Annotated in this window: 16 protein-coding genes, 1 tRNA gene and 1 pseudogene; 6 read left to right on the top strand and 12 right to left on the bottom strand. The window is 51.0% G+C overall.

The genetic code is table 11. The annotated features are described in order from the left end of the window. Positions 1-131: 131 nt before the first annotated feature. The 4 genes from ACFVTB_RS24720 to ACFVTB_RS24705 form a co-directional block, all read right to left on the bottom strand. Positions 132-204, bottom strand: a tRNA-Val gene (locus ACFVTB_RS24720). Between the two features lie 316 nt (positions 205-520). Then, positions 521-787: a DUF2642 domain-containing protein gene (locus ACFVTB_RS24715; RefSeq protein WP_387755429.1), complete on the bottom strand. Its 267-nt coding sequence runs from the start codon at positions 785-787 to the stop codon at positions 521-523. 332 nt (positions 788-1,119) lie between these two features. Beyond that, positions 1,120-1,644 carry a stalk domain-containing protein gene (locus tag ACFVTB_RS24710; RefSeq protein ID WP_387755426.1) on the bottom strand — a complete coding sequence of 175 codons (525 nt, stop codon included), beginning with the start codon at positions 1,642-1,644 and terminating at the stop codon, positions 1,120-1,122. A gap of 29 nt (positions 1,645-1,673) precedes the next feature. Next, positions 1,674-2,462 carry a cupin domain-containing protein gene (locus ACFVTB_RS24705; protein WP_387755423.1) on the bottom strand — a complete coding sequence of 263 codons (789 nt, stop codon included), beginning with the start codon at positions 2,460-2,462 and terminating at the stop codon, positions 1,674-1,676. Between the two features lie 189 nt (positions 2,463-2,651). Between ACFVTB_RS24705 and ACFVTB_RS24700 the strand changes: the two genes are divergently transcribed. After that, positions 2,652-2,819 carry a hypothetical protein gene (locus ACFVTB_RS24700; RefSeq protein ID WP_387755420.1) on the top strand — a complete coding sequence of 56 codons (168 nt, stop codon included), beginning with the start codon at positions 2,652-2,654 and terminating at the stop codon, positions 2,817-2,819. A 137-nt stretch (positions 2,820-2,956) separates the two neighbouring features. Then, positions 2,957-3,199, top strand: a complete 243-nt coding sequence (locus tag ACFVTB_RS24695; RefSeq protein WP_387755417.1) for a DUF3892 domain-containing protein — start codon at positions 2,957-2,959, stop codon at positions 3,197-3,199. A gap of 294 nt (positions 3,200-3,493) precedes the next feature. Here ACFVTB_RS24695 and ACFVTB_RS24690 read toward each other — a convergent pair whose 3' ends face one another. After that, a complete protein-coding gene (locus tag ACFVTB_RS24690) occupies positions 3,494-4,219 on the bottom strand; it encodes an MBL fold metallo-hydrolase (protein WP_387755414.1) in 726 nt (241 codons plus the stop codon). Positions 4,220-4,385: 166 nt separating this feature from the next. On the opposite strand from ACFVTB_RS24690, the gene ACFVTB_RS24685 reads away from it, so the two are divergent. From ACFVTB_RS24685 to ACFVTB_RS24675, 3 genes are all read left to right on the top strand, one after another. Further along, positions 4,386-4,586, top strand: a complete 201-nt coding sequence (locus tag ACFVTB_RS24685) for a hypothetical protein (RefSeq protein WP_387755411.1) — start codon at positions 4,386-4,388, stop codon at positions 4,584-4,586. Positions 4,587-4,675: 89 nt separating this feature from the next. After that, positions 4,676-5,236 (top strand): stalk domain-containing protein, encoded by a 561-nt coding sequence (locus ACFVTB_RS24680; protein ID WP_387755408.1) that lies wholly within the window; start codon positions 4,676-4,678, stop codon positions 5,234-5,236. Between the two features lie 116 nt (positions 5,237-5,352). Beyond that, the gene (locus tag ACFVTB_RS24675; RefSeq protein ID WP_387755405.1) at positions 5,353-5,673 is read left to right on the top strand and encodes a DUF1292 domain-containing protein; all 321 of its coding nucleotides are present in this window, start codon (positions 5,353-5,355) and stop codon (positions 5,671-5,673) included. Positions 5,674-5,755: 82 nt separating this feature from the next. On the opposite strand, the gene ACFVTB_RS24670 is transcribed toward ACFVTB_RS24675, so the two are convergent. Further along, the gene (locus ACFVTB_RS24670; protein ID WP_387755402.1) at positions 5,756-6,151 is read right to left on the bottom strand and encodes a DUF1885 family protein; all 396 of its coding nucleotides are present in this window, start codon (positions 6,149-6,151) and stop codon (positions 5,756-5,758) included. Positions 6,152-6,316: 165 nt separating this feature from the next. Then, a complete protein-coding gene (locus tag ACFVTB_RS24665; RefSeq protein WP_387755399.1) occupies positions 6,317-7,786 on the bottom strand; it encodes an aminotransferase class I/II-fold pyridoxal phosphate-dependent enzyme in 1,470 nt (489 codons plus the stop codon). A gap of 200 nt (positions 7,787-7,986) precedes the next feature. Here ACFVTB_RS24665 and ACFVTB_RS24660 point away from each other — a divergent pair, with 200 nt between their 5' ends. Continuing rightward, positions 7,987-9,183 (top strand): MFS transporter, encoded by a 1,197-nt coding sequence (locus ACFVTB_RS24660; RefSeq protein ID WP_387755396.1) that lies wholly within the window; start codon positions 7,987-7,989, stop codon positions 9,181-9,183. A 117-nt stretch (positions 9,184-9,300) separates the two neighbouring features. Here the strand turns inward: ACFVTB_RS24660 and ACFVTB_RS24655 are convergent, their stop codons facing one another. The 5 genes and pseudogenes from ACFVTB_RS24655 to ACFVTB_RS24635 all read right to left on the bottom strand — a co-directional run bounded on the left by ACFVTB_RS24655 (position 9,301) and on the right by ACFVTB_RS24635 (position 13,966). Next, positions 9,301-10,326 carry an ABC transporter permease gene (locus ACFVTB_RS24655; protein ID WP_387755394.1) on the bottom strand — a complete coding sequence of 342 codons (1,026 nt, stop codon included), beginning with the start codon at positions 10,324-10,326 and terminating at the stop codon, positions 9,301-9,303. Next, the gene (locus ACFVTB_RS24650; protein ID WP_387755392.1) at positions 10,323-11,069 is read right to left on the bottom strand and encodes an ABC transporter ATP-binding protein; all 747 of its coding nucleotides are present in this window, start codon (positions 11,067-11,069) and stop codon (positions 10,323-10,325) included. The genes ACFVTB_RS24655 and ACFVTB_RS24650 overlap by 4 nt, the downstream gene beginning before the upstream one ends. A 373-nt stretch (positions 11,070-11,442) precedes the next feature. Further along, complete coding sequence (locus ACFVTB_RS24645) at positions 11,443-12,111, bottom strand: DUF1054 domain-containing protein (protein WP_387755389.1); 669 nt, start codon at positions 12,109-12,111, stop codon at positions 11,443-11,445. A 36-nt stretch (positions 12,112-12,147) separates the two neighbouring features. After that, a pseudogene (locus tag ACFVTB_RS24640) lies at positions 12,148-12,794 on the bottom strand (response regulator transcription factor). Positions 12,795-12,799: 5 nt separating this feature from the next. Further along, positions 12,800-13,966 carry a sensor histidine kinase gene (locus tag ACFVTB_RS24635; protein ID WP_387755386.1) on the bottom strand — a complete coding sequence of 389 codons (1,167 nt, stop codon included), beginning with the start codon at positions 13,964-13,966 and terminating at the stop codon, positions 12,800-12,802. Positions 13,967-13,975: the final 9 nt, after the last annotated feature.

Below are 13,975 nucleotides of genomic sequence, written 5' to 3'. Positions count from 1 at the left end.
TTTCCTCATGATGTTCATTCCCCGTGTATTCTCGATAGTATGATTAAAACACAAAAACCCATAAGAGGTCACTTTTTTCAAAGTGTCCATCTTACGGGTTACAGTTCAGCTTTGCGGGTTTCTTTACTCTATGATCTGAACAGGGTTCGAACCTGTGACCCCCACCCTGTCAAGATGGTGCTCTCCCAGCTGAGCTATCAGATCACGTTGCAGCGACAAGTAATAATATATCAACAACCAGAAAAGAAGTCAATGTATTTTTTGTTCTGTGTTGTTCGTCTGTGATAATGTCACCCTATAACTGATCTGAGCTAATGTCACTATGTGACAAGAGACATTTGCATTGAGCAGTAAGGAACTGAAGAAAAAAATAAAACCATTAAAAAGCTAAAGAGAATTATTTCAAAGAACCCGGCAGCCGAACTGAAATAAGCTAAGCCGGGCTCGGTTATTCAAATATTACAATAACACTCTATATCAATATAGATGCCCTTGTTCTTCGCGGCTTCATTAATCGGGTCTATAAAGGCATCGTCCATACAATCTCTGCAATCCTTACACACGCCTGGCGGCTGTGCAGCTGTAAAAGTACATGGTCCGGCTTTACGTCTACGATGCTCCCTTCAATAGCGCCTCGCGTTGTTTCGAGTAGGACGCATCGGCCAATTAAGCGGCAAAGGGCCTCTACGACGTAAGGATCAATAGCCGAAACCGTAATAATTTGATTAGGATTAGTCTGGCTTGGACTTAGCTGATTGTAATTGTATGAATACAAAACTTGGATCACTCCCTGATGTTTTAAGCATTATATGTAGTTGCCTAGGTTTAGGAGTGGGCGGAGATCACAATACAAAATCCGAACCGAACTGCTTATGATTAAACCTTACTTAAAATGTTTGCTAAAGCAACCGTACCCATCACAAACAGAACAATGATAATCAAAAGAGCGATAACCACTATTTTGGACGCTTTCATGCTGACAGCTCCTTATTTATGTATGTCTTGTATGAGATTAGACGGTGGCGCTATGGATCAGGTTGCAACTGCAGCAGCTAACATCCGTAAGTTTGCACAAAAAAAGGATACCACGCAAGGAGGTATCCAGCTTACTAGAGGCTATTATTTTTCTGGTATAATGCCCAGTTTTTTCATTTCATCCAAGTAGACATAGAAATTGCCGTTTTTAATAACGAGCGTGAACTTTTTGCCGCTGAAATAAATCGTTTCCGAACGATCCTTAGTGGTATCCGGTTTATTAAAATAAATCGTGTCGCCGATTTCAATATGCTCTTTGATGACAACTTCCACATTGTAATCAAAGGCCAGCTCTTTTAGCGAGATCAACGATGTAGCAGCTTCGCCAGTTGAACCGCCGCTGCCAGAGTCAAGTGTAATCGTGCCGTTGTTGAAGCCTACTTTGTACCCAAGCACGTTTCCGGCTTCGCGCAATGGAATGTATGTATTGTTGTTATAAGTGATCGGTGCATTTTTCATATCGACTTTTTTGCCATCCACCTTAACGGTGTAGTCAGGACGGAGCAGCGCGGAGATTTTAGTAAAGCCTCCAGCTGCGAAAGCCGTTGCTGATGTAGCGAGCAGCGCGCCGGCTACGACGCCGACCAGCAGAGCGCGGATTTGTTTCATAAAGGAATCATTCCTTTCTCCTAATAGGATTACTCCTCTAGTATCGCTTCGTTTGACCCAGTTGTCGACCCTTTTTGTGAAGAAAAAATGAAAAAAGAGGCGGAAGTCGCTTCTATCAACGTTACAATCTGCTGTTTTTTAAGGCCTATAGTAATAACCCGGATAGCCGACCTCATAACCGTTGGACGTACCGGGGCCGGAACGGGAATGCATGGAGGCGACACAACCGTTTGATGAGCCGAGGAGTGAGATGAGGCCGAATGCCACCTATGCGTTTGAGCAATGCATTCGTCGGTAGGGCCGATAATGATTGTTTCGTTGTTTAAAGGCTTGAGCGTTTGCTTTAGCTGCTCCGGATTGAGGCAATACGTATGGGCCAACACTTCGATCGGTGTCTTCGTCAAAATGTCAGACCCGAAAATATATTCCGGATAAGGCGCATCGAAAATGGCCAGCAAATGGGTATTTTCGGATGTAGCGATCTCCCAGTGCCACCAGCCTTGCGGAATATTCGCCACTTGTCCGGGAGCGATATTGACATGCAGCAACTGGTTGTTAAAAGGATTGATAAACGAGACGGCGGCGGAACCGGAAATGCAGTAGACCAGCTCAGAAGCATTTTGATGGTAATGCGGCTCCACTACACGCCCTCTGCTTAAATAAATATCGAGCAGCGATACATTCCCAAGCGTATTGAGATTGTTGCGGCCTAGTTCGTTAATGTAATTTTGGGCATTTCGGGTCATAATTCGGTTCCCGTTGACGTCGAAAAAATATTGGACGTCCGGTTTTGTATAGTCCATATAGGACGTTGCCATCACTACACACCTCGTCGAAAATGTATTCCTTCCCTAAGGTATGGTATTCACCGTCGCCTCTTGCGTGACATTTCACCAGAATTGGCAGCAGAGACTCATATTCGCCGCAGTCGGCGCATACATCTACAATACTATACAGAATACGGAGCTTGCGGGCCCCAGGGCCGGGAAGCGCAGGGAGGCGTTCGTTTGGCGGCGGAGTATGCCCATTTGGCCATTTGGTTAATTGGCCTTTTTGGTATCGTCGTAACGGTAAGCGCTTTTGTGGCGAAGTTCGTTATGACCGATTCGTTAAATTATGACCAGCAATACTTATGGTTCAGAAAAGTGCCGGGGGACGGGAAGAAAAAAAGGTAATCAGTCGGCCTCCGCATTTTACAACACGTCACGTCATAAGGTGACGAAGGAATGGGCATGCTATTTTTTGGTATTGAAAAAAGGCTTCGTCCGGGCCGGCGCCCGGAACGGCCAAACCAAAGGAGCGTGCCATATCGATGAGTCCATCAAGCGAGGAACGCGAGCATTTTGTAGCGGTGCAAAAAAATGGAGACGGAGATTTGACGGCGTTCAAAACGTCTTCGGGCCGAACGCTGGATTACGACACGGCGCTGAATGAAGTGCAGGCCGGCAACATCGCGGGCGTAAATGCCTTTAAGGGCAGAGACGGCGAAACGTACATTCGCGGTGACGCGGACGGCGATCCGACGAACAATCTCGATCAGCTTCCGCTATTTTAACAGGAAAAAGGATGCGCAGCCGCGATGAACAGCGGAACGCATCCTTTTTTTATAGTTTGGAAAGACACCCTTTGAGTAACCTATAACAATGTTTTTATCCTTAGTCTTTTCCTAGGAGGAACACTACTATAAGAAAAGCTAAAAGAATCAGAGGTAATAACGAAAGAATCAATTGTTTTCTTTTATTTTTTATAACGGTTTTATCCTCACTAACACTCACCTGAACTCCTCCAATTCTATTTATGCATTATGGATGCGCAGCCGTGATGAACAGCGGACGCATCCTTTTTTTCGTTATACCGTGTACGTTTGTCCTTGCCGAACAAATGTCATTTTGCCGGTTCGCCCGATATAATCTTCCATATTGTCACCGTAATGCATGAGGAAAACCTTCGACTGCAGCGATTCCGGCAGTGTTAGCAGCTCGTCGAGACTGGCGTGAACGGCGCCCGGCGATAGGAGCTGACAGTCGTGGAAAAACGTTTCAATCCCTTCGCTTTCCAGCCTCTGCAGCAGCTCTCCATTGAATTTCATATCGGCCGAGTAGAAAAATCGGTCGTTGAAAATAAACGAGTAGCTCTGTTTTCCGGGAATGTGGTCGGTCTGGAGCAGTCGCACCGTCACGCCTGGATGCAGCTCGTTCGTTACACCTTCCTTAAGCGGTCGTACTTCAAAAAAATCATCCAGTGCCACAAGCGGCTCTTGCGTCAATCCGCCGCGAAGCGTCTGCTCCCACAAAGGCTCAATCAACGTCTCCGCTATGTACAGCACCGGCTTCCGGCCGTATACGAACATCATCTGAAAAGCATATTCTTCAAGCCCTCCGACATGGTCGCCGTGAATATGGCTGATCAGCACCGCGTCCAGCTCGGAAAAAGAAATTTCCGCCTCGTGCAGCGCTCTTGGCAATGTGATGCCGCAATCGACTAGCAGTTTAAAGCCCTCATGCTCGATCAAAGCGTTATTGTTATTATATTTTTTGGCAAAAGCGCTGCCTGTTCCAAGCATTGTAATATCCATCTCACAAGCCTCCCGTTTTGTGTCCGCGCAATTGCGAGTTAAAAGATAAATGCGCCGGCTTTCTTTCAATGTATCAAAAGCGAACCTGACTGACAAACGCCAGATACACTTTTGCCCAAGTCGACATATAATGCATCAGTTAGAACGGCAGGGAGGCAGAAGTGAAATGGTCAAAGGAAAAGGCAAGGTTGCCAAAAAAAAGCCGGCGTCGGAACGCAAGCAATTCCATTACAAGCTTGTACTATCGGATACCTGCGCCGTATGCAAAACGCCATGCGCGAGGGGAATGTCGTACTGGGCTAAAATGCAGCAGCCGGGAGCTGTCGGCAAAGGCGTGCCTTGCATTCTGACGCGTACGTACGGCTAATCTAAAAAAAATCATTTTCGACCGAAACTTTAGCCCGCTAGTCGAGTATAACCAAACATCCAGACAAACCGGATGGAGGGTTCTCAACGATGAAGTTCAGAAAGGTAGCCATTCTGCTCGTCCTGCTGTCGCTGTGCGGAGGCACGCTGTTGTATGCGGACTCGGCGGTTCAGAAGATACGGGTTATTTTGAATGGAAGCGATATCGACGAAGGCGGGATTATGGTCGACGGCAAGACGTATTTGCCTCTCCGTCAAGTGGCGAGCGGGCTGCAGGCCGTTGTGGCTTGGGACAATCAAAGCAAAAAAGCGACTCTATATAAACCGAACGTTCATATGGTATTGTTTCAAGACAACAAGGTGTTCGGTAATGTGACGAAGGGCCGTTATACGTTTAACGTACTGGCTCAGATCGACAACTTGACGACCGAGGTTGCGGCAGTCAAAGTATCGATTTTCGACCCGAACGGTACGGAAAAAGTGATTCAATCGCAAACGGTTGACATTAAGAAGGATAATTTCTGGTACCGTACCGAGGATTTCAAGTACAACTTCGATTTGGCAGGCAAATACTCCGTCCGCTTCTATATGAAGCTTAGCGCGGCAGACGAATGGACCGTCGTATCGGAGAAGCTTATCACCTCGCAATAATCGGTCAACGCCCCGTTATTCGCCAGCGAATAATGGGGCGTTTTCGTTTGACCACATACATTCCGCATGGTACGATACGAAGGTATGTATCTATTACTGAAATGGGGTATTTCTGCATGAGCGAGCATCAACATGATGAGAACTGTGGCTGCGGGCATGATCACGATCATGACCACGAAGAGCATGTATTCATAGTGGCCGATGACGAAGGCCAAGAGCGCGAAATGGTGATGGTCTATACGTTTGAATCGGAAAACAACGCATACGCGGTTCTGTTGGACCGCAACGATCCGGAAGCGGACGGCGTTATTTTCCGTTTTGAAGAAGAAGACGGAGAGTCGTTCCTCGTTGGTATCGAAGACGACGCCGAGTGGGATCGCGTTACGGCGATTTACGAAGAAATCGCCCGCGTGGAGAACGAATCCCAAGAAGGTTAATCGGCGCCTAGCCCGATTAATCGCGAAAACCGCTTGTCCGGCGGAGCGCTCTGTGAGCGTTCTGCGCCGGATAAGCGGTTTTTTATTTGCGTGGATTATAGTAGATAGTGCGGCCGTTAAAGAGCTTTAGCTCGGCTTGCCATTGCTTGGCCAAATATTTGCACAGCTCGTTTGCTTTCGATTTGTCGCCGTGGGTAGATTCGTCCGGTAGGACGACTTGAACGGCTCTGCCTTCCTCGGTGGTGCCAAAAATAATATATTTATATGACGGATGAGTCCCTTTCAAGTAAAACCAGCGATCGTCCTGCTTTGTTTCGATCGTGTACGGAAAAGCGGCGCCTGCGTAATCCCAATCTAGCTGCCGACCGGTCAGATCGGTTTGATCGCGGTAATGCAGCAGATTTTCTTTCAACTCCGACAGCGACAATTCCTGCCGGGAGGAGCCTTGCACAAGCTTAATGAAAGCGCTTTGACTCAATCGTCCCACCTCCATCCCCATCATAGCATGGCGAGCGTTTCATTTACAATAAGTGGAATGGGGGAGGATGGAGGAAAAGACAAACGCCGACTGAAGGACTGATAGAGCCCTTTCAATCGGCGTTTTAGCTTGTCTATTATTCTAATGGAACATGAAGTCTTTTTATTAGGAAATAGCCGTTTCCTCAACGATGACTTTCACGAATTCGATAGTGCGGTCTTCAGGACCTTTCACTGGCAGACCCACTTCGACGTGGTCGACGATATAGTCAATATTGTTTTGAGAGATAACCTCGCCCGGAAGCAGAATTGGAATACCCGGCGGATATACGTAGATGAATTCTGCAATGATACGTCCGGCCGATTCCTTGAACGGCACTACCTCGGTCTCGCCGTAAAAGGCATCGCGAGGCGACAAGCTGAGCTGCGGAATGTCGGGAATTTTTACGATCAACTCACGTGCTTCCGCACCTTCGTGGAAGGCATCGGATAAGCCGCGGAGCGCTTCGAGCAATTTTTGCACCGAATCGTACGTATCTCCCGGCGTAACTAGGCAAAGAATGTTATACATGTCGCTCATTTCAATTTCGACGTTGTAATGCTCGCGCAGCCAATTCTCCGTATCGTAGCCGGTAAGTCCAAGATGCCGGATATGAACGGAAACTTTGGTAGGATCATAGTCGTAGGTTGCCTCCGTGCCGAGAATCTCTTCTCCAAAGCTGTGGAGGCCTGGGATTTTATTGATTTCTGTTCGTGCATATTGTGCCAGCTCAATGGTCCGCTCAGCTATTTCATGGCCGTTGATCGCCAAATTGCGGCGCGAAGTGTCGAGTGAAGCCAGCAAAATATAGGAAGTGGACGTCGTCGTCAGCATGCTCAAAATTGTTTGGATGCGATGCGGATTAATCCGGTTGCCTCGCACATTCAGCACCGACGATTGCGTCATCGAACCGCCAAGCTTGTGCACGCTGGTCGCCGCCATATCCGCGCCGGCTTGCATAGCGGACATCGGGAGCTTTTCATGGAAATGAATAAGTACGCCATGCGCTTCGTCGACAAGGACCGGAATGTCGTAGCTGTGGACAAGGTCGACGATTTCTTTCAAATTGGTGCATACGCCGAAATAGGTCGGGTTAATGACCAATACCGCTTTCGCGTCGGGATGCCTGTCCAACGCCCGTTTCACCGAACGGGTCGTAATGCCGTGGTCGATGCCGAGGTTGGCGTCGCGCGCAGGGCTAATAAATACTGGCCGGGCGCCGGCAAATATGATGGCTGCCATAATCGATTTATGCACGTTGCGCGGAACGATAACTTTATCGCCCGGGGCGCATACCGACATGATCATCGTAATGATCGCACCGCTCGTTCCCTGCACGGAAAAATACGTATAATCCGCGCCAAACGCATCGGCTGCCAGCTTCTGAGCTTCTTCAATAACACCCGTCGGCTGATGCAGATCGTCTAGCGGAGCTATATTGATCAAATCGATCGACAACGCGTTATCGCCGATAAAATCGCGAAATTCAGCGTCGCTGCCGAGTCCTTTCTTATGTCCGGGAATATGAAATTGTACCGGGTTCTGCTCCGCATGGCGGCGGAGTGCGCTGAAGAGCGGGGTTTGGTTGTGATCCATCCCTTACATCCCTGCCTTTCGGTCTCGTCAAATGTACAAACAAAGTTGAGTATAGCAAAAACAAGTCGGATTGCAAGCTTCATTTTTGCAGCCAAATGTTAGAACCCTATTCAGATGATTTGCGGCGGTATTTTGTTCTTCATTTGTTCATAACTAAGCGAGGGTCCGTTATGGTACGATAACGGATGGAGGGATTTTACATGCGTGATAAACGACTACTCATTGTTGCAGCCATTTTAATGACCACGTTTCTGGGATTCGGGATCATTATCCCGGTAATGCCGGAAATTATTAAGGCAACCGATCCTGTCGGATTCGAGAAGCATACCGGCTATATGTTGGCCGTCTATTCGGCGGTTTCTTTTGTTCTGTCTCCGTACTGGGGCGGTTTGTCTGACCGAATTGGCCGGCGTCCGATCATTTTGATCGGCGTAGTCGGCTTTGCAGCCAGTTTTTTGTTGTTCGGTCTCGCCTCGGGCAATATAACGCTAATGTATCTTTCCCGCGTTTTGGGAGGGTTGTTCTCGGGGGCGGTAACGTCCGTTATCGTCGCTTACGTCGCCGATATTACAGCGAAGGAAGAGCGGACGAAAGGGATGGCCGTTGTCGGCATGTCGATCGGCATGGGCTTTACGTTCGGCCCTGCGTTCGGCGGCTTCCTAAGCCTTATTTCGCTTGAAGCGCCGTTTTTTGCGGCATCGATTCTCGCTCTTATTACATTCTTGCTGGCTTTGCTGAAGCTGAAGGAATCGCTCAAGCCAGAGCAGCGGAGAACGGCAAAAGCGGGTCCGCGTGTCTCGCGTTGGACGGCCTTTACCGGTCCGCTTAAATATTTGTATATCTTAGCGTTTTTTGTAACGTTTACGCTGGCGGGACTGGAGGCAACGCTGCAAATTTTCGGTATGCAGCGGTTCGCGGTAACGCCTCTGCAGGTCGGCATTCTATTCTTCGTCTGCGGCCTCGTCGGCGCTCTTATTCAAGGCGGCGTCGTGCGCCGGCGCGTCAAGAAGGGCGAGGAGCCGAAATATATCGCGATTGGGCTGATCTTATCGGCCGCGGGCTTTTTCATGCTGCTAGCCGCTCATTCCTTATGGTGGGCGACGCTGTCGCTTGCCGTATTCGGCGCCGGCAACGCGATGATCCGTCCTTGCGTCACATCGCTTATTACGCAAAAAACGACGGTCGGACAAGGTGTTGCTTCCGGTTTAAGCTCGTCGATGGACAGCCTCGGACGCATCGCAGGTCCGCTGTTCGGCACCTTCTTGTTCACAGTCAGCATGGGCTTGCCTTATATTTCGGGAGGCGTGCTCTGTATAGCCGCGCTGCTGCTGTTAGCAAGATTCCGCCGTTTAGTCGATCAATCGGAATCGGAACAAACGGCTGCCCAGGAAGTTTAAACTTGTTCATTCATTTCCTAGTGTTCGAAAAAAAGAGCCTGTTCGAAGGATCATCAAGCTTGCGCTTGCTTCCTTCGGACAGGCTTCTTTTCTTTGCGGCGCTCCTATTTGCCAAACTTAGACTGCGCGATGTTTCTTTAATGCGACGATATTCAGCAGAGCGAACGCAAGTGAAAAGCCGGCCAGCACGGCAATATCGAGCGTTAGGTCACTCCAGCCTTCTCCGCGGATCATGATGCCTCGCATTGCATCCGCGCCGTAGTAAAGAGGCATGATGTAGCTTAATTTCTGCAGCAGCGGATGCATCGCATCCAGATTGAATAAGCCCGAGAAGAACGCCTGCGGCACGATAACAATTGGAATGAACTGAATAATTTGAAACTCGCTTCCTGCGAAGGAGGAGAGCAGCGTGCCCAGCGTCAGCGCTGTCAGCGACAGCAGCAAATTGACGGCAAGCATGGCTGCGATGCTGCCGACCATATGCATCCCAAGCACATCGACGGAGTACCAGGCGATCAGAGATGCTTGCAACAGCGTGAACAGGCCGAAACCGGCCAAGTAGCCGAGCACGATTTCACTGCGCCGAATCGGCGAGGCCAGCAGTCGTTCCAGTGTGCCGCTCGTTCGCTCGCGCAGAAAGGAGACGCCAGCCAGCAAGAAGACGAAGAAAAAGGAGAAGAAGCCGATCAGCACCGGTCCGAAGGAATCAAACGGAGCCATATCGGGACCGCCGTGCAAGTAATTCGGCTTGAAATCGGCTAGCGGCGAGCCGGATTGGAGCGCTGTCTGCAGCGTTAGCAGCACGGCCCGGCTTTTGGATGGATCGCTGCCCTCCAGCGTCAGTGACGGACCTCCGTCCGTCCACAGGAGCAGCGCGTCGATCTTGCCTTCGGCGAGCGCCTGTCGGCCATCCTGCTCATTGTCGTAAGCGACTAGCTCAGCACCGTCGCCTACCTGAGCCAGCTTCTCTTCCGCCGTAGGAGGAAGAGAGGTGATGCCGATGATTGGCTGCACGGCTTGGCCGGCGAAGACGAACTTCATCAGCGTCAGGATCAGAAGGGGAGCAAGAAACAGCAGCGCCAGCGTTCTTTTGTCGCGGATGAACTGCTGAACGATGCGAATCGCCAATGCGCGAATGTTCATAAGGTTTCGCCTCCGTTTTCTCCGAACGCGATAAAGGCTTCTTCAAGCGTAACGGATCCGGTACGCTTCAGCAGTTCGGCAGGCGAGCCTGCGGCAATGAGCCGGCCATCTCGCAGCATGCCGAGCCGGTCGCACTTCTCCGCCTCATCCATCACATGCGTCGTAACGATTAACGTAACGCCGCTTGTGCGCAGCGCCGCCAGCTCCTGCCAGATCGACTGCCGCAGCAGCGGGTCGATGCCGACTGTCGGCTCATCAAGCACGAGCAGCTTAGGCTCGTGCAGAAGCGCGATTGCGAGCGACAGGCGCCGCTTCATGCCGCCGGAGTAAGCTCCGACTTGTTTGCCAAGTTCACCGGTCAAGGCGACTAGCCCGGCGGAGGAGGCGATTCGCTCCTGCAGCCGCTTGCCCTTCAAGCCGTACAGCGCTCCGAAAAAGGCCATATTTTGCTTGCCGGTCAGCTCGTTATACAACGCGTCGGATTGCGCCATATAGCCGATTTCCTTCAGGACGCTCAAATCGGGTACGGGGCTGCCGAAAACAGCGGCTTGACCGGCATCGGCCCGATCAATGCCAGTGAGAAGCTTAATCAGTGTCGTTTTTCCGGAACCGGAAGGTCCAAGCAATCCGAACAATTGTCCGGCCGGAATAGACAGCTCGACATGATCGATAATGGTTCGGCCCCCATGTCGGCGGACAAGTCCGGCAGCTTCGACGGCTGGCGGCGGTGCAGCGGCGGGCATAGACGTCACGCTCCTTCATTTGGAATGGAGAGGAAAAAGCATCTTTTATTCCAATATACAAAAATGAGGCGCAGGATTGAAGAGCGATTTTACGGTTCAATACTGAAATCTGTGTTTGACATTAAGCGAGGGCAAGCGCTGCGGGTCAGAGGGTTCTTCCGATGCCATTAAAGCCTGATTCCTTTACTATACGGATGTTTGTGGTAGGAATCTGGCTTTAAAAGCGACCACTATCGTTTCTCTAGAATCCCTCTGACCCTCCGCTGCTCTCTCCTTGTCAGTCGACAACTGATTTATAAGTTTGAACCATTTTACACATGAAAAAACCGGCCTATGCGGTCAAGCACAGGCCGGTTAAATTGTCTATTATTTGCTATACGAGGGAGAGCCGGTAAAGCGGCATAAGCGCCTCGAATGTGGAAGCGGCCATTTCATACAGCGCCTTGCCGTCCTTCAACAACGGATCGCCTACCGGAATATGGCGGCCGACGAGAAGCTCGGCTTTTTGCACGTCGCGGAAACGGGTAAGCGCGTCCTTCCAAGCCTGCTCATCCATTTGATCTACAGACAGCGATTCTTTCTTCGTATGATCGAGCGAAATCCGGTAACCGGCTGGAATCGAAGCTATGACGTCGTCGATCTGGTTCAAGTAAGCCTGGGCGATCGTTTTCTTGTTCGGCGCTTCATAAATAAGCGCAAACCAGAGGAACAAATGGTCGTCGAACAGCCCAAGCTGAAAATGGGGATGCGCTTTATAGCCGCGTTTGTTGGCACAAACAGCAAGCCAGGTGTCCTTCGGCGGATTAACGGTGCGGCGGGCGTGCTTGGCGACGTGCAGAAACATTTCGTTGCCGGCGTGCACAGCCAGGTCTGTCGCAAGCGCTTCGCCGATTTGTTGGAATTTCGGCCGAATGAGCTGCTGAATGGCGGCCATCCGCTCCTCTAATCCTTCAATATGAAATACGTCGAAATCAGCTTGCTCGAAGCCAGCGAAAGACGGTGAGGACGATCCGTTTGTTGCAGTCGGTGTGTTTGTCGTCATGACGAGTTTCTCCTTTGCGGGATGAATTGGATGGATCTATTGCGTCAGCTTTAAATAGAAAATGGCAATTTGGGTTCGGTCGCGGAGCGATAGCTTGCCAAGAATTTCGGTAATATAGTTTTGACGGTCCCCTCGCTAAGAAAAAGAGAGGCCGCAATTTCCTTATTCGATTGCCCGTCCGCAATATGTTTGACAATCTGCTGTTCGGCTGCGGTCAGCCCGTAGCCGTCCAACGTTTTCTCCGGCGGTCGCGGCGCGTAGCGCGGCTGGTCGATGAAACCCGCCAGCTTGCGCGCAATGTCCGGGTGAATGAGGAACGAGCCTTCGTGAACCGTCTTTATGCCGCTAATGATTTGAGCCGGGGGAACGTTTTTCAGCAGGTAGCCGCTAGCGCCGTTGCGGATCGCCTGGGCGATATATTCATCGTCGTCGAAGGTCGTTAAGATGAGCACCTTCGGCGGAACGGGCAGCTCCCGCAGCAGCTTCGTCCCTTCGACGCCGTCGCATACGGGCATGCGGATATCCATCAGCACGACGTCGATCGGCCGTTCAGCGGCAAAGCGGGCTGCTTCGCTGCCATTGCCGCAAGTTCCAGCTACGATCAGCGCGGGGTCCAGCTCCAATATGACCTTCATACTTTCGCGAATAAAAGGATCGTCGTCGACGATTAATACTTGCAGCATCGTGTTTATCTCTCCTCCCGCGTCTTGGTCCGGGTCTCCGTCGTCTCGCCTGTTAACGGCACGATGCTCGTTATCGCGAATCGATCGTCTAGCCGCCACTCCAGCTTTCCGCCGATCAAAGCAAGCCGCTCTTTCATGCCCCGAATACCGAGTCCGGCCTCGATTTCCCCTTCGGGCAGTTTGCCGTTGTTGGATACAGTAAGGGAGGCTTCATTTTCCCGATAATCGAGCACGACGTCAATGGCGGTTGCTCCTCCGTGCCTGACGGCATTCGTAATCGCTTCGCGGGCATTGTTGTACAACATAAACTCAATGCTTGGATAGAGGGGCCTCGGGATGCCGCGCGCTTCGAAACGGACCGGAATGCCGAATGCCTCGCCGGATTCCGCGACAAGACGGTCCAGCGCATAGCGGCGAGCATCCCGATCGTCGGTGTCGGCCAACCTGCGCACCGTTCGGCGCATCCGATCCATGCTGTCTCCCAACTGATCGCGAATTTGCGTCAGCGTTGCTTTCGCTTTTGAGGGATCGATATCGAACAGCTGCAAAGAAGCCTCCGACATCATTTTCAGCCGTATGAGCTGATGGCCGAGGTCGTCATGAATCTGTTTGCCGATCCGGTTGCGTTCCTCGACCTGCGCGTACTGCTCAATTTGCGACGCATAGTCGAGCAGCCGCCGCCTCGCCGCTTGCAGTTGTTCATGGCTTTCCGCAAGCTCCTCGTAAAGCATCTCGACGTGGAGTCGTTTCCGCTCATAGCGGTTTACGATATACAAAATAGACGCCGTCATCGCCCAGATCAACAGCACCGCAGCGATGAGGAAGCGTTCGCGGTCGTGAAGGGCGAGCAGCAGGGAGGCTGTTCCCGCAATCGTCCATGCACCGGCTGCTGCGGGCGAAAGCTTCAAAGTATTGACCTTCAGCAGCGAGGCAAACGGCAGCAGAAACAGCATCCCTTCATAAAGGCTCGCGAACCAGCCGAAATAAATCCATTCGGCTATAAGCAAGACTGTTGCCGCTTTCGGAAACAAGTCGCCAATCCGGGTCAGCAGCAAAGCGAGCAGCGCTAGCGCCGTGTATTCGAAATAGGAGCCCGCCGGCAGCGTCAGCGCGGTAGCGACCGCCGGAACGGCGATCAGCAGGCTTCGGGTTCGCTCGAGAAGCACATTCATAGAACAGGA

Origin of the sequence: Paenibacillus sp. NPDC058071 (genome assembly GCF_042885235.1) — a bacterium.
Taxonomy (GTDB): Bacteria; Bacillota; Bacilli; order Paenibacillales; family Paenibacillaceae; genus Pristimantibacillus.
The sequence above is the reverse complement of the archived record's forward strand: the minus strand, read 5'-3'. Positions and strand labels throughout refer to the sequence as shown.